Genomic DNA, 20147 nt, shown 5'->3' on the forward strand with positions numbered 1-20147 from the left:
GGAGCCAAGTGGCTCCTTTTTTTGTACCAAAAATTAAGTAATTTTGAGCACTTAGCTCACACACTAGGTCAAGGTTGATACTAGGATTAAAAACGAGGGAAACGTCATTCAATAATCGAGAAGGTAAACGTAATGTCACAGCCAATGAAAACTTTAGGTGAATTTATTGTTGAGAAGCAACTGGATTTTCCTGATGCGTCGGGCAGCTTAAGTCAGTTGTTGGGGGCGATAAGGTTGGCGGCAAAGGTGGTCAATCGTGAGATCAACAAGGCTGGCCTAGTGGACATCGTCGGCAGTGCAGGGGGCGAAAATGTTCAAGGTGAAGATCAGCAAAAATTAGACGTCTATGCCAATGAGAAGTTTAAAGCCGCGATGGAAGCGCGCGGTGAAGTGTGCGGTGTGGCGTCAGAGGAAGAAGAAGAGTTTGTTGCTTTTCAAAGCACCAAATCTAAAAATGGCAAATACGTGATCTTAATGGATCCGTTAGATGGCTCCTCAAATATCGATGTTAATGTCTCCGTAGGCACCATTTTTTCTATTTATAAGCGCATTTCGCCTATCGGGTCGGAAGTCACCTTGGCTGATTTTTTACAACCCGGTCATAAACAAATCGCCGCAGGCTATGTGATTTATGGCTCATCCACCATGTTGGTCTATACCACAGGCAATGGCGTACATGGGTTTACCCTTGATCCCTCTATCGGCACCTTCTGCCTGTCCCATGAAAATTTAACCATGCCAAAACAGGGGCGGATATATTCCATCAATGAAGGTAACTACATTAAATTTCCGCTGGGCGTAAAACGCTATTTGAAATTTTGCCAAGAGCAAGTGCCAGAGGATGATAGGCCTTACACCTCACGTTACATTGGCTCGTTAGTGTCAGACTTTCACCGGAATTTACTCAAAGGGGGGATCTATTTATATCCAACCACAGCCAGTGCGCCGCAAGGTAAATTGCGTTTGTTATATGAATGTAACCCCATCGCTTTTTTAGCTGAGCAAGCTGGCGGCAAAGCCAGTGATGGTTCTGTGCGTATTATGGATATTGTGCCCAGTGAACTACACCAACGCTCACCCTATTTTGTCGGGTCAACGGACATGGTCGATAAGGTGGAGCAGTTTTTGGCTGAATGCGATCGGTTTGAACAATCATAATATTTTCGGACAGTGCATTTAGCCTTAGTGCAAGGCATATCCTTAGGATAGTGTAAAAAATCCATATGCCTTCACATAACTTGGTTTCAATCTAGCTGATGGTGAGGGGCTTGGGTATAATCTGCCGCGATTATTTCAGTTTGCCTTATTTCCGTGATGTTTTCTTATTCGGCAAGCTCCATTAGCAGGACAAGATACGCTTAGATTGAGCGTAATGGAGGCGTTATATGGTGGCGAAGGCCCCAGTAATCACAATTGATGGACCAAGTGGCTCAGGTAAGGGTACCTTGTGTCAAAAGTTGGCAGAAAAATTCAACTGGCATTTATTAGATAGCGGTGCAATTTATCGTGTGCTTGCACTGGCAGCACTACACCACAATGTTGAATTAGACAATGAAGATGCCGTGTCTTTACTGGCTGGGCATTTAGATGTGGTGTTTAAACCCACCGCAGAGGGGGTTCGTGTATTTCTCGAAGGTGAAGACGTGAGCCGAGAATTGCGCACCGAAGAAACGGGTAATGCGGCATCAAAAGTGGCGGCTTTTCCTCGCGTCAGAGAAGCCTTGTTGCGTCGCCAACGCAGTTTTCGTGAAGCCCCCGGGCTGATTGCCGACGGGCGTGACATGGGCACCGTGGTATTTACCGATGCCCCGGTAAAAATCTTCCTTGATGCCAGTGCGCAAGCGCGCGCCGAGCGACGTTATAAGCAATTGCAAGTCAAGGGCTTTGATGTTAATATCGCGCATCTTTTGGCTGAGATAGAAGAGCGAGATCACAGAGATAGAAATAGACCTGTGGCGCCGCTGAAACCAGCCGATGATGCATTGGTCATCGACTCAACAGAACTTGATATTGATCAAGTTGTTGCAAGGGTCGTTGCCTTTGTGAATGAGAAATTGAATCTCAATATGGCTTAAGCTGCGTGTTTAGCGTGGTGTCAGCCTTATTAATGTTTGTTCTAAGGATGGAACGAACTTTGTACAGCAACCCCACTCGCGATGGAACATGAGTGGTTGTCATTAACTAAAAGTGTCTAATAACATGACTGAATCTTTTGCTCAACTCTTTGAAGAGTCTTTAAACGAAATCGAAACGCGCCCTGGTGCGATCATCAAAGGTACTATCGTTGCTATCGAAAACGGTATCGTACTTGTAGATGCAGGTCTTAAATCTGAATCTCCTATCTCTGTTGACCAGTTCAAAAATGCGGCTGGTGAGCTAGAAGTAAGCGTAGGTGACGAAGTTGACGTAGCGCTAGACGCAACTGATGACGGTTTCGGTGAAACTCAGCTATCTCGTGAAAAAGCGAAGCGCCACGAAGCGTGGATCGTGCTTGAGAAAGCTTACGAAGAGCAAGAAACTGTTATTGGTGTTATCAATGGTAAAGTTAAAGGCGGTTTCACTGTTGAACTAAACGGTATCCGTGCTTTCTTACCTGGTTCTCTAGTAGACGTTCGCCCAGTTCGCGATACGGCTCACTTAGAGTACAAAGACCTAGAATTCAAAGTTATCAAGCTTGACCAAAAACGCAACAACGTTGTTGTTTCTCGTCGTGCTGTTATCGAAACTGAAAACAGTGCAGAGCGTGATGAACTACTTGAAAACCTACAAGAAGGCCAATCAGTTAAAGGTATCGTTAAGAACCTTACTGACTACGGTGCATTCGTTGATCTTGGCGGTGTTGACGGTCTACTACACATCACTGACATGGCTTGGAAACGCGTTAAGCACCCAAGCGAAATCGTTAACGTAGGTGATGAAATCAACGTTAAAGTGCTTAAGTTTGACCGTGAGCGCACTCGTGTGTCACTAGGTCTTAAGCAGCTAGGCGAAGATCCATGGGTAGCTATCGCTAACCGTTACCCAGAAAGCACTAAGCTGACTGGTCGCGTAACTAACCTAACTGACTACGGCTGTTTCGTTGAAATCGAAGAAGGCGTTGAAGGTCTAGTTCACGTTTCTGAAATGGATTGGACTAACAAAAACATCCACCCATCTAAAGTGGTTAACGTGGGTGACAATGTTGAAGTTATGGTTCTTGATATCGACGAAGAGCGTCGTCGTATTTCTCTTGGTCTTAAGCAATGTATTGCTAACCCATGGGAATCTTTCTCTAGCACGCACAACAAAGGTGATCGTGTTAGCGGTAAGATCAAGTCTATCACTGACTTCGGTATCTTCATCGGTCTTGACGGCGGTATCGACGGTCTAGTTCACCTATCTGACATCAGCTGGAACGTAGCGGGTGAAGAAGCAGTACGTGAATTCAAGAAAGGCGACGAAATCGAAGCTGTGGTTCTACAAGTAGATCCAGAGCGCGAGCGCATCAGCCTAGGTATCAAGCAAATCGCTGAAGACCCATTCAACAACTACATCGCTGACAAGAAGAAAGGCGCAGTAGTAGTAGGTAAAGTTATCGAAGTTGACGCGAAAGGCGCTAAACTTGAGCTTGCTGAAGGCGTTGAAGGTTACATCCGTGTAGCTGATATCTCTCGTGACCGCGTTGAAGATGCAACCACTGTTGTTTCTGTAGGCGACGATCTAGAGTCTAAGTTTGTTGGTGTTGACCGTAAGAACCGTGTTGTTAGCCTATCTGTTCGTGCTAAGGATGAAGCTGAAGAAAAAGCAGCTATCGAAGGCCTAAACAGCAAGCAGCAAGACGAAGGCGCATTCAGCAACGCAATGGCTGAAGCTTTCAAAGCGGCTAAAAACGACTAATTATAAATAAAGGGTAAATTTTTATACCCTGTTATTTGTAAACTGGGCTACTTAGAGTAAACTAAAAAATAGTTACTGAATAAGTAGTTACAGAGTCAGAAGAGGGGCTTTGCCCCTCTTATTGTTTCTGCATACACGTAACTATCAGCGTAAGCTATGCGTAGCTATCATCGCAACCAGTAGCATAAACAGTTTTTAACCCATGGGAGCCACTATGACAAAGTCAGATCTCATCGAACGACTCACTAGCAAACATTTGCAACTTTCTGCTAAAGAAGTTGAACTAGCGATCAAAGAAATCCTAGAACAAATGACTGAAACTCTCGCCTCAGGCGATCGCATCGAGATCCGAGGTTTTGGTAGCTTTTCTCTACACTATCGTGCCCCTCGCGTTGGCCGCAACCCTAAAACGGGTGAGAAAGTAGAGTTAGATGGTAAATATGTACCACATTTTAAACCTGGCAAAGAGTTAAGAGAGCGTGTCAACGCTAGCCTAGGTGCATAATACAGATTACTGAGAAACGGCCTAGTGCCGTTTTTTATTGCCCAACAATAGGATACGAGCTGGATTTAGTGTAATCTAGCGATTCTTTTAGTGTTACTTTTTGATGGGCTTGGGGAGGCCAAGTGAAAGCGCTATTAACCTTTATTTTTCTCGCACTCCTATTTGCTGTTGCTATCTTCGTTGGTTTAAAGAATGACGTGGTAGTGACCTTTAATTATCTCATTGCACAATCTGACATTCGCTTATCCGTGCTGATCGCCATTACCTTTGGTATTGCATTTGCGCTAGGAGCAGGGATTAGCAGTATGCTGTACCTTAAGTTGAAAATCAGCAACCGACGCCTAACGAAGAAAGTGACCCGGCAAAGCGAAGAATTGGCACATTTAAGGAAGCTTCCGCTTAAGGATTAAACCTCAATGCTTGAGCTGCTATTTCTGTTGTTACCCATTGCCGCGGGTTATGGCTGGTATATGGGGCGGCGAGGGCTTCATCAGAGTGAGCAAAGACATTCCAATAAGCTCAGTCGCGATTACGTGACAGGGCTTAACTTTCTACTGAGTGATCAGCCCGACAAGGCGGTTGATCTTTTTATCGACTTACTCGAAGTTGACAGTGAAACTATCGAAACCCACCTGGCCCTTGGCAATCTATTTCGTCAGCGAGGTGAGGTCGATAGGGCCATACGTATCCACCAAAATTTGATAGCACGTCCTTCTTTGACAGCAGAGCAAAAGCATTTGGCGATGCTGCAGTTAGCCAAAGATTATACCGCTGCGGGCCTAATTGATCGCAGTGAGGCTTTATTTCTTCAGTTAGTGCTTGAGCCGGACTATAAAGTTCAATCATTACAGCAACTATTACAGATTTATCAGCAAACCAAAGAATGGCGTAAAGCGATTAAAGTGGCACAACAACTACAGAAGTGCCAAGTGAAGACCGCGGTTCGCGATATTGCGCATTTTCACTGTGAGTTGGCAAATGAAGCCCATCAAAATAAAGAAAATAAGCAAGCCATTGCTGAACTTAAAAAAGCATTGCAAGTCGACCCAAGGTGCGTACGTGCCAGCATCGGGTTAGCTGATCTGTATATAGAGCAACAAGACTATAAGCAAGCCGTAAAATACTTGTCTCAAGTAGCTGAACAGGATATTGATTTTGTAAGTGAAATAATTGAACGTTTGGCGCTGTGTTTTAATGCTTATGATGATCAACCAGGCTTGATTGAATGGCTCGACCAAGCATGGCACAAAGGGGCAGGAGCGAGCGTAGGCATTAAAATCGCGCAATATATTGCTGAGCATCAAGGCCCTGAAAGTGGTGAGGATGCGGTAGCCAAACAATTAGTGAAAAACCCAACCATGAAAGGCTTTTATCAGCTGATGGTTTATCATCTTGAACTCGCCGAAGAAGGCCGCGCTAAAACCAGTTTAGATAGTTTAAGAAAGTTAGTATTAGAACAGTTAAAAATGAGCCCTAAATGCCGCTGCCGTAAGTGCGGTTTTGCCACTCGTTCAATTTTTTGGCAATGCCCTTCTTGTAAAACTTGGGGCTCAGTAAAACCGATACGTGGATTAGATGGAGAATAAAATGCAGTTAGACCCAAAAGTAGTCGTTGCCCTTGATTATGCCGATCAACATGCAGCGTTAAATTTTATTGATCAAATTGATCCAGCCAGTTGTCGTTTAAAAATTGGTAAAGAAATGTTTACCCATTTTGGACCCAGTTTTGTTAAACAAATTGTCGATCGAAAATTTGATCTTTTTCTTGATTTGAAATTCCACGATATTCCAAACACAGTGGCAAAAGCCGTGGCTGCTTCAGCGGATCTCGGGGTTTGGATGGTTAACGTGCATGCCAGTGGTGGCCGACGCATGATGGAAGCGGCTAAAGCATCCCTAGAAAGCTACGGCAAGGATGCGCCTTTGCTGATTGCAGTCACCGTGCTAACCAGTATGGAGCAGCAAGACTTAGCAGAAATCGGTATTAATGTTACGCCGCAAGATCACGTAAAACGCTTGGCCAGTTTAACTCAAGAGTCGGGTTTAGATGGGGTTGTGTGCTCGGCGCAAGAAGCCAGTATGTTGCGTCAAACCCTAGGCGCTGATTTTAAGCTGATCACGCCAGGTATTCGCCCAGCTGGCAGTGATGCTGGTGATCAACGTCGTATCATGACGCCAGCTGAAGCCATTGCAGCAGGCTCTCATTACTTAGTGATAGGTCGTCCAATCACCCAAGCCGCGAATCCCGCGCAAGTCTTAGCAGAAATAAATCAAACATTGAGCGTGTAAACTCGCCGCGCTATTTAATCAGGCGATAGCTTAGTCTTTTGACCTGTTAAATAGCGCATTCCAAAGTAGTAAGCCACGCCAGCGATGGCGCCATATAAATGGGCATTAACCAGCACATTGGCGTCAATCATCTCCGCCATTGCCTGCTGCGGCGGCCCCCATTGCTCTAGGGCCAATTTTATGGCGACGCCAATACAAAGCAGCCAACCAAAGCGAATTTTGCATTCCACGTCTTTACATGCACCGTAACAAAATAAGCCATGTAAAGTGCCCGACAAGCCCACATACCAAACTACATCGGGATCGAATAACCAAAGGGTCAAGCCCACAGCTAAACTAGTCAAAATAAGCAAGCTGGTCAGATTTAGCCAATTAAAATGACGCTTAAATAACAACCAAATTATCACTAAACCTAGACTGTTGACCAGTAGGTGGTTGGTATTGGTATGGCATAGCGAAGCGGTTAAAAAACGCCAAACTTGAGCTGGCAGCTCAGGGCGGTAGAATATCAGCCAGTGTTCGCTCCAAGGCTGAAAAGCGTGGGTTAATCCCATCAGGGCTAGGGTAATACCAAGGGGCAACAGGCAAGTGCGCATTAACTCGTTAGCTCCAGTAAGGAATGTCATGTCTCAACGGCCGTGGTGTGTTCGCTGCAATAAGGCACAAGTTGCCTGTATTTGTCAGCTTATTACCACCATCAACAATCAATATAAGTTGCTCATCTTACAGCATCCCAGTGAAGCAAACAAAGCAGTGGGCAGCGCTAGGATCTTAAGTCTGAGCTTAACTAACAGTGAACTGATTTGCAGTGAAACCCTGCCGTTAACTTATTTAGAGGCCGCGCCCACTTACTTATTGTATCCCTCCACTGAGCCAGTAGTGAGTGCCAGATCTGGTCAGTTTGGCAGCAACAGCCAGTTTATTTTACTTGATGGCAGCTGGAAAAAAGCATTTCGATTGCTCCAGCTTAACCCTGCCTTACAGCAACTCCCCAAAGTTGGGATAGAGGTGAAGCAACCCAGTCAATATCGCATTCGTAAATCAACCAAATCGCAGGGCGTATCCAGTGTGGAGGCGGGTTTCTACTTAATGAGTCAGCTTGAAGGCAGTGAAAGCAAGTTTACGTCGTTATTGAGTGCGTTTGACGCCATGATAGATTTTCAGCTACAGCAAATGCCGCCAAGCGTGCGCCGAGAGAGGTATAAGTAGGAGCTGCAGTCATGCAGCGATAAAATTGTGAGATTCAGCCACAAAATCGCCCCATCACTGGGGCTCCCACACATCAAAGTTGTTCCTACAAAACTATTTCAAAAAGCGCTATTCGTAGGCGAGCGGATCGGTTTTGCCTTGACTAGCAAAAGCGGCAAGGCGCTCCTTACAAGCGCCGCATTGACCACAGGCTTTTTCTCGGCCGTTATAGCAAGTCCAAGTGTATTGGTAATCCAGCCCCATGCTTAAACCATCTTGTAAGATATCGTTTTTGCTCACAGTGAGGTAGGGCGTGACAATTTCAATGGGCTCGTAATTGGCAATCAGCGCCACATCATTCATGCGTTTGACAAATTCAGGGCGACAGTCGGGGTATATATCGTGATCACCGCCATGAGCGCCATACATGACTTGCTCTGCCTTGATGGAAACCGCATAGCCAATCGCCATAGACAACAAAATCATATTGCGGTTGGGCACCACGGTTGAGGTCATATTGGCTTTATCATAATCGCCTTCGGGGATAGCAATATCAGAGGTCAGGGAAGAGCCACCGATAAGCTCATTGATAGCAGAGATATCAACCACTTTATGGTTAATGCCTTGGCGCTGGCAATAATCGCTGGCAACTTGCACTTCTTTGACATGACGCTGACCATAATTGAAGGTTAACGCATACACCTCATGGCCCTGTTGAATGGCTTTGTTTAATACGGTGTAAGAATCCATGCCACCCGAGTAAATGACGACTACTTTTTTGCTCATAAGTCTTGAGTTTCGCTTATTATTCACATATAACCCTCGATTTTACGCAAAACAGGTGTATAAACCAATGGCTCAAGCATATCGGATCAACGAAATCTTTCAAACCATTCAAGGCGAAGGGGTATTTACCGGTGTGCCAGCTATTTTTGTGCGCCTGCAAGGGTGTGATGTTGGCTGTCCTTGGTGCGACACCCAACATACTTGGCAAATATCCCTTGAGCAACAAACTCAGCTTGAGCGTGTGACCGACAAGAGCAATGAGTCCGATGCTTGGGCCGATGCCAATGCTGAGCAAGTATTAGCCGAATTTAAGCGTTTAGGTTATACAGCGAAACACGTGGTGATCACAGGCGGTGAGCCTTGTATGTATGATCTAACCGAGCTAACCCAGCACCTTAGCGATCTCGGCTATCAGTGCCAGATAGAAACCAGTGGAACCTATGAGGTTAAGGTTGATGATCGAGCTTATGTCACCGTGTCACCTAAGGTTAAGATGAAGGGCGGTTTAGCCGTGCGTCAAGATGCACTGCTTAGGGCCAATGAAATCAAACACCCTGTTGCCACCGACAAAGACATCGACGCGTTGGACGCGTTACTGGCCCAGTGTCAATGGCAGCAAATGCCGCAGATTTGTCTACAGCCTATCAGTCAAAAACCTCGCGCAACTAAGCTCGCCATGGACACTTGCATCGAAAGAAATTGGCGACTCTCAATTCAAACCCATAAATACTTAGGTATCGATTAATGGACCAGCAAACGATTGCGGCGATGAAACAAGCCTTGCTACAAACCATGCCCTTTGGCAAGTATAAAGGAGTAAGGTTAATCGATTTACCTGAGCCCTATTTGGTGTGGTTTTCTCAGCAAGGGTTTCCGCAAGGCTTACTGGGAAAACAACTAGCCTTGGCTTATGAAGTGAAGCTAAACGGCTTAGAAACCATGCTAAAGCCTATCTTGTTAGGCCAGCAAAACTAACCTAATGTGCCGCGGGTATTTCGGATGCACTAGTTACATCATCGCCGAGCTGTAATACAATCAAGTTAAAGTCAAATTGGTTGCAACCTTGAGTTCGCGTTGCTGGCGTTGAGCTGACCCAGCCATTTTGTCATTTCCAATACACATATAAACGGAGAGATAAGTGAGTATTCTAATCACAGGTGGCGCCGGCTATATCGGCAGCCATACCTTAGTAGAGCTATTAAATGCAGATTATGACGTGGTGGTGATTGATAACCTCTGCAACTCAAATGTCGAATCTCTCAATCGCGTTGAAGCTATTACAGGGAAAAACATACCTTTTCATGAATTAGATATTCGCGATCAGGCCGGGTTAGATAAATTATTTAGCCAATATCAGTTTGATAGTGTGATCCACTTTGCTGGTCTGAAAGCGGTCGGGGAATCAACACAAATACCTCTGACTTATTACGATAACAATATCAGTGGTACCGTGACCCTTTGTCAGGTCATGGCAAAACATAATGTCAAAAATATCGTATTTAGTTCATCGGCCACCGTTTACGGCGATCCCGCAACGGTGCCTATCACTGAGAATTTTCCTACTTCAGCCACCAATGCTTATGGCCGCAGTAAACTCTTTATTGAAGAAATACTGGGTGACTTATATCGCAGCGATCCGCAGTGGAACATTATCAACTTGCGTTACTTTAATCCCGTTGGCGCGCATATTAGTGGCACCATCGGCGAAGATCCCAACGGTATTCCAAATAACTTAATGCCGTATATTGCCCAAGTCGCAGTCGGTAAATTACTCCATTTAAATGTATTTGGTAATGACTACGACACGCCAGACGGTACGGGGGTGCGTGATTATATCCATGTGGTCGATTTAGCCAAGGGGCATGTTAAAGCGGTTGCGAAATTAGCACAAAAACCTGGGCTTGCGACTTATAATCTAGGAACAGGACAAGGTTATTCCGTATTAGACATGGTGGCGGCATTTGCTAAAGCCAGTGGCAAGGAGATCCCTTATCAAATATCACCGCGTCGCCCTGGTGATATTGCCACGTGTTATGCAGACCCTCAATTTGCTAAGCAAGAGTTAGATTGGCAAGCGGAAAAAACCATCGAAGATATGACCTTAGATGGCTGGCGCTGGCAATCAAACAACCCCAGCGGGTACAAATAAAAAAAGAGCAATAAAAAAGGCCGAAAGGCCTTTTTTTATTGCTGACGAAACAGGTTAATTAAATTAAGAAGTCGTCAAGGGTTTTACCTTCATCAATTGCTTTTTGAATTGGTTTAGGCTTGCGACCCTGACCTGTCCATTGGCGTAGCTCACCTTGCTCATCACGGTATTGGTATTTGGCTGGGCGAGGTTCGCGCTTTTTAGTCTCTTTTACTACAGTGCCTAACAGCTCAGTGGGATCAATGCCGTCAGCCTTAAGCATTTCTTTATATTCTTCTAGTTTACGTAGCTTTTCTTCATTAGCAGCACGCGCCGCCGCTTCTTCAGACTTTCTTTCTTCTACGATTTTAGTGAATTTAGCTAATGATTCTTCTAATTGCTCTAGCGTAAGATCTTTACTTGCTGCCTTTAAGCTACGGGCATTTAATAGTGCTTTAATTACATCGCTCATTTTAGTTACCATTTATTAATGTGAGAGTGCCTACAATATAGAACGAAGTAGTGATAATTTCTAGTCTAAGTAGACTGAATATATTCTGTTTTTTATGATTTAGGATAATTCCATATGGATTCATTTAAATTGGGCTAATGCATCAGCCTAGTTGTGGTGTTGTTGTCAGTTTAATTACCAGCAAAAGTAGCAAAGTTTAAATATCATTTTGCTCTTTACCCTTAACCCGTTTTAGTTAGGTTAGTAGTCAATGATTGGGACTTTACAATCATTCATTCAAGCAAACTACACGGATATATCTTTGTTTAATCGTGATGCAAGGATGAGGAAAGGGAGCCCAACGGGCTGCGTAATATAAAGTATTTACCTCGCAAACAAGTATCATTTTTCAAATCGATTTAAAACCGTTTGTCTTAATTAGCCGTTGGCTTAACGATGAACAACCCATGGTTGAGGGATATGCATGCGTTTTGCCGGGGGCCTTTAGATTCACAAAGTGAATGAGGAAACCGAGACGTCGTTGTACTGGCTAGATACCAATTTTTATATTATAAAAATATGAATAACGGAATTATTCTTTGTTTTTATTCTGCTTTGGTGTTACTTTCTGGTGTTATATCGTAGAGGTGCGTGCTTTATTAGTCGCTTTAGTTAGGGTGATGCCGTTGAGCTAGAGTAAAAGGGAAGCACGCCGAAGTTAAGGCAGTGATCAACGCTACTTAGCTGGGGATACATTGAATAAGTCTATCCCTGTCATAGTGTCCACTATGGAGAGCTACCGCGTCTAATTTGCTTGGCTCTTCATTTAAAAAAGTAAGTTGCCAATGGAATTAACCAGTCTAGCCGAATCACCCTTATCGCTAATCCCTCCTGTATTAGCGGTTTTTCTTGCCATTATTACTCGTCGTGTCTTATTGTCCTTGGGTTTGGGCATCGCCGTAGGCGCTGTTTTGATCGTTGATTTTGACCTGCTCCATTCGATGGAATATGTAGGGACGACCCTGTTGTCACTATTCTGGCAAGACGGCGCGCTCAACAAATGGAACATCGACATCATTGTTTTCTTATTGCTACTAGGCATGATGACCTGTTTGATGACCTTTTCGGGAGCGACGCAGGCTTTCGCTTGCTGGGCTGCAAAGCGGATTAACGATCAACGCGGAGCTAAGATCCTGACGGTATTGTTAGGGATTTTCATTTTTATCGATGATTACTTTAACAGTTTAGCGGTGGGCAGTATCGCTCGACCCATCACTGACCAAAACCGCATTTCCAGAGCTAAGCTTGCGTATTTGCTTGATTCCACTGCAGCGCCTATGTGCGTTCTAATGCCCATTTCCAGTTGGGGGGCTTATATCATCGCTATTTTAGGTGGCTTATTGGCGACTCATCAGTTAACCGACCTTAACCCGCTAACCGTCTTTATGACCATGGCCCCCATGAATTTTTATGCTGTGATAGCCCTATTGCTAGTGCTCTTGACCGCATGGTTTAAGTTGGATTTAGGGCCAATGAAACAACATGAGCAGGCCGCATTGACGGGCCAGCTTTATGCTAAGGATAAAGGCACGCCGGCGGGCGAAACCTTGCCTAAAGATCAAGGTGTACAAGCACATATGCTTGATTTATTGCTGCCTATTTTGACATTAGTCGGGGCAACCGTCTTCAGTCTTGTCTACCTGGGTGCCAAGGCAAGTGAAGGGCCATTTAGCTTGATCGAGGCGTTTGCCAATACCGATGCGACCGGTGCGCTTGTGTACGGTGGGTTAGCAGGGTTAGGAGTCACGCTTGTTATGGTGTTACGCAATCAATTACCGGCTAACACATTACTGGGAGCATTAGTGACGGGCGCACGCTCTATGCTACCGGCCATCGTGATTTTGCTTTTTGCTTGGTCTATGGCCAGTGTCATCAGTCAGCTAGAAACCGGTAAGTATTTGGCCTCTTTGGTGACCGGTAATATTAGCACGGCCTATATTCCTGCATTACTGTTTTTGTTGGCTGGCTTTATGGCCTTTGCTACGGGCACCAGTTGGGGCACTTTTGGGATTATGCTGCCCATCGCTGCTGATTTAGCCATGGGTGCAGACACCAGTTTATTACTGCCTGCCATGGCCAGTGTGCTTGCTGGCGCGGTGTTTGGTGATCACTGTTCACCGATTTCTGATACCACCATTTTGTCATCTACTGGGGCAAGCTGTCACCACATCGATCATGTTGTTACTCAGTTACCTTATGCGCTTTTAGCCGCAAAAGTGAGTTTTGTCGGCTACCTTGTATTGGGCATGAGCGGCTCTGCATGGTTAGGATTAGGCGTGGCAGTCGCCTTAATGTTGCTAACGGTTGTAGGGTGTTTATACCAACTCAAACGTTCACAGGCGAAATTAGCCCAACAAAACTAGCTTGATACTTGGCAGCCACACACGTTTAGAGTGTGGCTGCCGGTTTATTAGTCGATAAAGGAAAGGGATATTAGGGCCTGTTTATCTTTGATGGTTGATTTTTGTTCGAGTGGGAGACACCCTGTCTAAAAGCGTTTTGGGCAAGACGAGCAGTGTGAAGCTTAGCATTCTAAGTAAATACTGCTCAACGACGAACAAAACGCTTTTAGCCGAATCCGTAGGACTGCGTTTGTTGGTCATTTCTACTGCGTTAGCGCCTTTTCGCGTAGGTGACTATGCCACAAAGCCGCTGCCTAGTATAAATACCCAACAAATCGCTGCAAAAACCAGCACGAAAGATCAACAGGCCCTATTCAGAAATATGAAACGTTTTAGCCCAAGACAACGATTCCAAATAAATCTGGGCTAACTGCTCTTGTTTCAATCCAATCAATTGGCCACTTTCACTAATTTGTTGCCACCTTCCATGTTCGAAGTGCTCGATGCAATTTAAACAATGGCCTAATGGCCCCTGGCGTTCAGTAAGGGCTTGAGTGATCGCGGCGTTTAATTGTACTTCAGCCAGTAAGGCTGTTAATGGTTGATCTAGTAAGCTGTCCAGTAATGAAAATAACCCGGTTAAAAAGGCTTGTTGTGCGTCATTTGGGTTGACTTCAGTGAAGACACGTTCGCAAAATCGGGCGCGTATAACCGACATTAAATAGAGCTCGGACGGTTTATCTTGTTTAGATAGGGACGTTGCCACCAGAGAAATAAACTTTTTCAGTTGTTGCTCACCTAAGTAAACGGCGGCCTGTTTAAATGAGGCAATGGGTTTTGCATTGGATTTGATTTGTTTATTAACAAACATCAGCAGTTTGTATGACAACGTGACATCACGAACAAAAATACCTTCGATTCTGTTAAAGTTTAAATCTGGTTTAGCGATTTCATTTAATAACTCGAGCACAACCAATTGACTGGGCGCGAGGGCCTTTTGTTTAAATATCTCAGGACGGCTGAAAAAATACCCTTGAAACATTTCAACGCCAAGGGTTTTAGCCTGTTCAAACTCATCAAGGGTCTCTACTTTCTCGGCTAGGTATTTGATGTCATATTGACGCGTAAAGGCGATGACCTTGCGAATTTCTTCAAAGGATGACAGACGAATATCAAACTTGATGATGCTAATATAGGGTAAATATGGCAGCCACTGAGTATGGTAATGAAAATCATCAAGGGCCAATTGATAACCCAGTCGGTGTAGTGCGATGACTTCTTCAAGTAATGATTCACAAGGCTCAATGTCTTCTAATAACTCAATGACCAAGTTGTTTTTACTGAGTAGGCGAGGGAGCTGTTGTAATATGGCTTGTTTTGAAAAGTTGATGTAGCAGGTTTTTTCATCGGCAATCTTATCAAACCCAACATTGAGCACATTATCGGAAACCAACTTTTTAGTGGCATCATCAGAGTCAATATCAGGAAAAATATTTTCTGCACTGTCGCGAAATAATAACTCATAGGCAATGACCTTTTTTTGAGTATTAAGAATAGGTTGACGTGCAATAAAAGAGTACATAAAACACAACACAGCTAGGGTTTAATGATAAAAGCATAATATAATATTGTGAATTTAAACCAAACTGAAAAAAGCAGAGCTGGCTCTGCTTTCTTAACTTTATCATGAATGATTGCGGTTAAATTGACCAATTAATACTGCTTTCGAGTTTTTGCTCTAGTTTGGCGACGGGCTCTGCTTTGTCTGCCACGATCACTAAGTTGGCGTTTTGCACCGGCATCACCATGGCGCGCATGTTGCCTTTGATAAACACGGGGTCGATGGACAAGCCCGTTGATTTAGGCACTACAAACAAGGTGACTTTACTTTTCTCCCCCGCCATCACGATGTGCAATGCGGGCTCACCATTAAATGAACAGTGATTGACATAGTAAATATGACCTAGCTCTTGTTGCAGTGCGCCGCCATATTTAACCAATTTGGCATTAACCGCATTAAGATCGGCATTTTCATTGATTTGCTCGGTAAACAGCCATTCATCTTGCACATGTTGTATCGCGACTTCACCCATATTAGGCGTATTAGGCAGTTGGATCAGGTTGACACTTAAGCCGATAATAAACGCAATGGACGCTGCGAGTGCGATATGCCAACGCTGGGTCTTTTGTTTATCTTGAAACTGCTCAAATGACTGGTTTAGCAAGATCCGATCAGCCAAGCCCTCTGGCACAGGAATGTCTTTTAAGCCTGCTTCAAGCTGCTTATCAAACTGTTTCATGTCGTCAAGGTACTTACGCTTATTTTTATCCGCAAGGGCGGCATCAAGCAATTCTTCATCGAGATCATGAGGGTCACTTAACACGCGCCGACGAAATTCTAACTCATCCATTATTTTGCCCTCCCGATTTGTTTGTTTTTAGGGTCACTGTCAAGCGCCTCTTTTAATTGATTGCGCGCACGGAACAATCGTGTCATCACGGTGTTTTTATTCAACCCAAGCTGGTCGGCGATTTCATCACCGGACAACCCCATCACGACTTGCAGCAACAAAGGCGTTTTATATTCTTGAGGCAACTTGTCAATTTGTCGGTGAAGCCATTCACTTTCCATGGTGTGCTCGCTGCCTTCTTGTTCGTTATCCACCATGGCTTCCGTCTCAAGATCAACCAGCTCAAATTGTTTCCGTTCAAACCGTCTGGCGTTTTCACGGCGTAAGATGGTGATCAGCCAAGCTTTAGCTGCCTTTTCGTCTTGTAAAGAATCCAATGCCCGCCAAGCTCGCAGAAAAGTGTCTTGCACTATGTCTTCTGCAATATGCTGGTCGCGGCACAACCAGTACGCGTATCGGTAGATATCGCTATGATAGGCCTGTACTAGGGCCTCGTAGCGTTTTTGTTTATTAGCCATATCATCTATGACCGTGCGACTGACTTTTTTCTTTCCGAAAAATCCATTTAGCATGTAAAAAAACGCCTTATGCCTAAGTAGGGTTCATTGGCGGCAGTGTAGCTGATGCACTGCGCTGTTTTGACTGCTTAAGCGCAGCGAGCATAGCTTGGTTTTGCCAAGGCTGATTTTTGGCAATACACAGTTCCAACTCTTGTATGGCCAATTGTAGTTCAGCTGACACGGGTAGTTGGCTGACGCCGTTGATGTTGGGCCAGTGGTGCTGTGCCCAAGGTTGAAGTGCTTGCCAAGCTTGACGTGGATCATTGGTTTTCACTGCTACCACTAACGCCTTATCGACGTTATCAATATGAGCATGTCTTTTTGCTGATTTACCCTTCGCTGATTGAGTCGCAGCGTTTATACCTTGGCCATGCCTTTGGTAAAGCCATAACGCTAAGGTGGCTAACCAAAGTAGAGCAAATAAGAGAGTGGTATAAGGCCAAAAGCCCGGGCTGCTTCCTTGTGTTGTGGTAGGTTGAACCGACGGTATCGGCGTCTCGCTAGCATTAGGGTTGGGTAACACTTGGATGGTGCGCGCTGGCACAATGGCGTATTCCAGTTTATCGGTTTCGCTGTTCCACCAAGGGACCGACACTTCGGGCAATACTAGCTCTCCGGCCTGCTCGGCGATAATCGCATGGCTGCTGATGCGCTGGGCAAAGGCGGTGCCTTGATGAATAAAGCTGCTGACTTCATCTTTATCCGGATAAATGCGCACACTAGCCGGGTAATTAAACGCGATCTTGGGCAGGGCTTGCTCGCCTGTATTGGTGGCGATCAAGGTAAAAGTGCGGGTAATCGGCTGACCCACGGTTAAGTTAACGGCATCGTCTTGTAATTGCTCACTGAGTAAGACTTCACTACTGACTAACCAGTCCTTGTCCTTGATCTCACTGGGTTTGGCTTTGACCTTAAGGGTGACATCACCACTATTAATGTCTACCACTTGCCGCACGGTGCGACTGCGAAAACCGTTCGTAGCAACGGTTTTATACAGCTCACCCGTTAGCCTAGCACCCGTAATGGTCACGTCACCGGCTTGTTTTGGGGTGATGGCAAATTTACGGGTAATTTTTTGATACTTCACGCCATTTTTGACCACCATTTGCTTCTCGTCGCTGCCTAATTGCACCACTTGAGCGCCTGTTAGGCTAGGTGCTTGTAAGTTAGCATTTTCCAGCATGGCGCCAATATATAAATCAACGGTGTAGATCAGTTGTTGACCGACATAAACTTGGTTGTGGCTGACGCTTGATTCCATCCAAACATCGTCCGCTTGTTGATGATTGGCTTGCTGCTTCTCATCTAACACCGTGAGCTTAATTGGCTGCGTGGTTTCCCCTGCTATGGTGAGAGGGGGGATGATGACTTGTCCTGCTTGCTTAGCCAGTAAGGATATGGTCCAGCGGGTACTGCTGGTTAAGGTGCCATTGACGTAAGATTTTTGCCGACTCACGGAAGGGCGAAAGACGTCAAAGCTGGCTTCAAGCTCCTTAGTGCTGAGTTCATCAGGATCGAGACTTTTATCGCTGGCTACTTCAAGGGTAAATATTTCTCCAACGTAGACGGGATTTTGGCTAACACTGGCTTGCAGCGCCGCCCAACTGTAGCTAGCGCCAAGTCCACACCAAACTAATAAAACATACGTTACTATTTTGATTGCTTGTTTCACGGATATTTCCTTGCTGTTAGCGGTTTTCACGTTGACGTCTTTGATATTCTAAGCGCATTTTATTGCGCAGCAGCACTGCGGGATCATCTGGCATTTGTTGTAGCAATGCAGGGATCTCTGGGCCTTGCTCTTGGCTTGTATCTTGCTGCTCTAGCTGAGCGTTTGCCTCGCTAGGCTCTGGGCTCGCCTGCGGCTCGTCATCGAGCTGATCAATCCCTTGCTGTGCGTTTTGCGTTGAATCAGCCTCATTGGTAGGCTCACCACTTGGGTTAGCTTGAGCTTGTTGTGACGCTGCGCTTTGCTCTGTTTCCTCTGCTGAAGATTCATTCTGCGAAGCTGAGTTTTGTCCTTGATCTTCACTGCTTTGCTGATTGTCTTGCGGCTGGTTTTGTTCTTGAGCTTGCTGTGAATCTTGTTGCTCAGATTGATCTGCGTTTTTGTTTTCTTGACCTTGTTCTTGTTTATTTTCTTGTTGTTGATCGTCCGCTGAGCTTTGCTCTTGCTGCTCTTGCTGCTCTTGCTGCTCTTGCTCTTGTTCTTGTTGTTTCAACAATTCTTCAATTTTTGCTTTATTTTCCTTAGCCTGAGCCATGTCGGGCGCAAGGGCAAGGGCTTGATCATAAGCCTCTATCGCAGCTTGGTATTGCTGCGACATGGCCAGCGCATTGCCTAAGTTGTAATAGCCTTGAGCCGTTTGCACTTGAGCAAACGCCTTTGCGGCATTTTCATAGTCTTTAGCGCGATAATAAGCCGCGCCTTGCCACAGAGGATCACTAAATTGCTCGGCGGCTTGGGGATACGCTTGCTGCTGAAAATCTTGGTAAGCTTGGGTTTGCTCGTTTTGCCACCAACTGGCCATGGCGGGATCAGACTGGCCTAGGGCAATGACCATGAAAATACAAGCTAATTGCCCACGGCGAAATGCCAACAATAAAAAGGGCAAAATTAGCCAAAGAAGCCAGTAGCCATCGTCAACCTGCTGACTGGTGGTTTGGGCTGATGTCTCTTTTTCGCTATCTTTAATCTTGCTGTCCAGTAAGTGAATTTGATTTAACCGCTCAACATCACTGCCATCGGCTCGGATAGTTAAATATTCTCCACCGCTGAGCTGCGCCACTTTAGCCGTGGTAGCCGCATCGAGTTGCGGGATCACGATATTCCCTTGGCTGTCTTTAAGTAGATCGCCATTAGCCAAGCTAATGGGCGCGCCTTTGGCCGTGCCGACCGCGAGTACAGAAACGCGCCAAGGTTGCCCTACCAATATTTCTTGCATGGCCTCAACTTGAAGATCGGTAAAGCCTGCGGTGATAAATACGATATCGCCTTGCTGGTGGCCAGCATTGGTCAGTAACTCAATGGCCATGGCTAAGCCAGCTTGGGGAGCATTACCCATGGCCGGCATGATGTTGGGGGCTAAATTAGGGATCAAGTTGCTTAGGTTGCCACCATCAAAGGTTAGCGGACTAATACTAAAGGCATCACCGGCATAGGCAACCAACGCTTGCTCACCTTCATCACGCTGTTTCACTAGATCTAAGGCTTTAAAGCGGGCTTGGGTGAGTCGATTGGGTGGTAAGTCCGTTGCCAGCATATTGGCCGACATGTCCATTACGATCACGCGAGCGGGACTGATTTGTTTGACGGGTAGCTCTAAACTTCTAAAACTAGGCCCCGCCAAGGCGATAATGGTGATAATTAAAACACAAGCAACTAAGGCAATATGGCGCGGCTTGCCCGTTTGTCCGCTAATCAGGTGCTTGGATAAATGGGGGGCAATCAAGCCAGTTAAAGACTGCGCCGGTTGACTGCGCTTCATCTGCCAGACAATCAAACCCACGAGAGGTAATAGCAGTAGGAAATAAGGACGCAAAAACTCCAT

Annotated in this window: 20 protein-coding genes and 1 riboswitch; of the genes, 12 read left to right on the forward strand and 8 right to left on the reverse strand. The window is 45.4% G+C overall.

What is annotated here, in order from left to right; all coding sequences use genetic code 11:
* The first annotated feature begins 144 nt into the window (after positions 1 to 144).
* From fbp to pyrF, 7 genes are all read left to right on the forward strand, one after another.
* Entirely contained in the window at positions 145 to 1158 is a 1014-nt protein-coding gene (fbp, locus tag K6Y21_RS13850) for a class 1 fructose-bisphosphatase (protein ID WP_233072484.1), read from the forward strand.
* 227 nt (positions 1159 to 1385) lie between these two features.
* Positions 1386 to 2075 (forward strand): (d)CMP kinase, encoded by a 690-nt coding sequence (gene cmk / locus K6Y21_RS13855; RefSeq protein ID WP_233072434.1) that lies wholly within the window; start codon positions 1386 to 1388, stop codon positions 2073 to 2075.
* A 124-nt stretch (positions 2076 to 2199) separates the two neighbouring features.
* Positions 2200 to 3876 carry a 30S ribosomal protein S1 gene (gene rpsA / locus K6Y21_RS13860; RefSeq protein ID WP_233072435.1) on the forward strand — a complete coding sequence of 559 codons (1677 nt, stop codon included), beginning with the start codon at positions 2200 to 2202 and terminating at the stop codon, positions 3874 to 3876.
* 214 nt (positions 3877 to 4090) lie between these two features.
* A complete protein-coding gene (gene ihfB / locus K6Y21_RS13865) occupies positions 4091 to 4381 on the forward strand; it encodes an integration host factor subunit beta (RefSeq protein ID WP_233072436.1) in 291 nt (96 codons plus the stop codon).
* A 122-nt stretch (positions 4382 to 4503) separates the two neighbouring features.
* Positions 4504 to 4791, forward strand: a complete 288-nt coding sequence (locus K6Y21_RS21205) for a LapA family protein (protein ID WP_233072437.1) — start codon at positions 4504 to 4506, stop codon at positions 4789 to 4791.
* A 6-nt stretch (positions 4792 to 4797) separates the two neighbouring features.
* The gene (gene lapB / locus K6Y21_RS13875) at positions 4798 to 5967 is read left to right on the forward strand and encodes a lipopolysaccharide assembly protein LapB (protein ID WP_233072438.1); all 1170 of its coding nucleotides are present in this window, start codon (positions 4798 to 4800) and stop codon (positions 5965 to 5967) included.
* A 1-nt stretch (position 5968) separates the two neighbouring features.
* Entirely contained in the window at positions 5969 to 6670 is a 702-nt protein-coding gene (pyrF, locus tag K6Y21_RS13880; RefSeq protein ID WP_233072439.1) for an orotidine-5'-phosphate decarboxylase, read from the forward strand.
* Between the two features lie 14 nt (positions 6671 to 6684).
* Here the strand turns inward: pyrF and rrtA are convergent, their stop codons facing one another.
* Complete coding sequence (rrtA, locus tag K6Y21_RS13885) at positions 6685 to 7296, reverse strand: rhombosortase (protein ID WP_233072440.1); 612 nt, start codon at positions 7294 to 7296, stop codon at positions 6685 to 6687.
* Here rrtA and K6Y21_RS13890 point away from each other — a divergent pair.
* Positions 7295 to 7879 (forward strand): tRNA-uridine aminocarboxypropyltransferase, encoded by a 585-nt coding sequence (locus K6Y21_RS13890; protein WP_233072441.1) that lies wholly within the window; start codon positions 7295 to 7297, stop codon positions 7877 to 7879. The two genes, rrtA and K6Y21_RS13890, sit on opposite strands and share 2 nt — an antisense overlap.
* Positions 7880 to 7987: 108 nt before the next feature.
* Here the strand turns inward: K6Y21_RS13890 and queC are convergent, their stop codons facing one another.
* A complete protein-coding gene (queC, locus tag K6Y21_RS13895; RefSeq protein ID WP_233072442.1) occupies positions 7988 to 8644 on the reverse strand; it encodes a 7-cyano-7-deazaguanine synthase QueC in 657 nt (218 codons plus the stop codon).
* A 67-nt stretch (positions 8645 to 8711) separates the two neighbouring features.
* Between queC and queE the strand changes: the two genes are divergently transcribed.
* The 3 genes from queE to galE all read left to right on the forward strand — a co-directional run bounded on the left by queE (position 8712) and on the right by galE (position 10793).
* The gene (gene queE / locus K6Y21_RS13900; protein ID WP_233072443.1) at positions 8712 to 9389 is read left to right on the forward strand and encodes a 7-carboxy-7-deazaguanine synthase QueE; all 678 of its coding nucleotides are present in this window, start codon (positions 8712 to 8714) and stop codon (positions 9387 to 9389) included.
* Complete coding sequence (locus K6Y21_RS13905; RefSeq protein WP_233072444.1) at positions 9389 to 9619, forward strand: DUF3820 family protein; 231 nt, start codon at positions 9389 to 9391, stop codon at positions 9617 to 9619. The genes queE and K6Y21_RS13905 overlap by 1 nt, the downstream gene beginning before the upstream one ends.
* 163 nt (positions 9620 to 9782) lie before the next feature.
* Positions 9783 to 10793: a UDP-glucose 4-epimerase GalE gene (galE, locus tag K6Y21_RS13910; RefSeq protein ID WP_233072445.1), complete on the forward strand. Its 1011-nt coding sequence runs from the start codon at positions 9783 to 9785 to the stop codon at positions 10791 to 10793.
* 58 nt (positions 10794 to 10851) lie between these two features.
* On the opposite strand, the gene K6Y21_RS13915 is transcribed toward galE, so the two are convergent.
* Positions 10852 to 11244, reverse strand: a complete 393-nt coding sequence (locus tag K6Y21_RS13915) for an H-NS family histone-like protein (RefSeq protein ID WP_233072446.1) — start codon at positions 11242 to 11244, stop codon at positions 10852 to 10854.
* A gap of 613 nt (positions 11245 to 11857) precedes the next feature.
* Positions 11858 to 12030: riboswitch (Lysine riboswitch) on the forward strand.
* A 38-nt stretch (positions 12031 to 12068) separates the two neighbouring features.
* Here K6Y21_RS13915 and K6Y21_RS13920 point away from each other — a divergent pair.
* Positions 12069 to 13646, forward strand: coding sequence for a Na+/H+ antiporter NhaC family protein (locus tag K6Y21_RS13920; protein ID WP_233072447.1), 1578 nt, complete (start codon positions 12069 to 12071; stop codon positions 13644 to 13646).
* A gap of 349 nt (positions 13647 to 13995) precedes the next feature.
* On the opposite strand, the gene K6Y21_RS13925 is transcribed toward K6Y21_RS13920, so the two are convergent.
* The 5 genes from K6Y21_RS13925 to K6Y21_RS13945 form a co-directional block, all read right to left on the reverse strand.
* Entirely contained in the window at positions 13996 to 15207 is a 1212-nt protein-coding gene (locus tag K6Y21_RS13925) for an EAL and HDOD domain-containing protein (protein WP_233072448.1), read from the reverse strand.
* Between the two features lie 118 nt (positions 15208 to 15325).
* Entirely contained in the window at positions 15326 to 16036 is a 711-nt protein-coding gene (locus K6Y21_RS13930) for a DUF3379 family protein (protein ID WP_233072449.1), read from the reverse strand.
* Positions 16036 to 16608 carry a sigma-70 family RNA polymerase sigma factor gene (locus tag K6Y21_RS13935; protein WP_233072450.1) on the reverse strand — a complete coding sequence of 191 codons (573 nt, stop codon included), beginning with the start codon at positions 16606 to 16608 and terminating at the stop codon, positions 16036 to 16038. Before K6Y21_RS13935 ends, K6Y21_RS13930 begins: the two co-directional genes overlap by 1 nt.
* A gap of 19 nt (positions 16609 to 16627) precedes the next feature.
* Positions 16628 to 18268, reverse strand: coding sequence for a BatD family protein (locus K6Y21_RS13940; RefSeq protein ID WP_233072451.1), 1641 nt, complete (start codon positions 18266 to 18268; stop codon positions 16628 to 16630).
* 16 nt (positions 18269 to 18284) lie between these two features.
* Positions 18285 to 20147, reverse strand: a complete 1863-nt coding sequence (locus K6Y21_RS13945; protein WP_233072452.1) for a vWA domain-containing protein — start codon at positions 20145 to 20147, stop codon at positions 18285 to 18287.

The sequence above is a fragment of the Motilimonas eburnea genome (assembly GCF_021295345.1).
GTDB lineage: Bacteria > Pseudomonadota > Gammaproteobacteria > Enterobacterales > CBDFNC01 > Motilimonas > Motilimonas eburnea.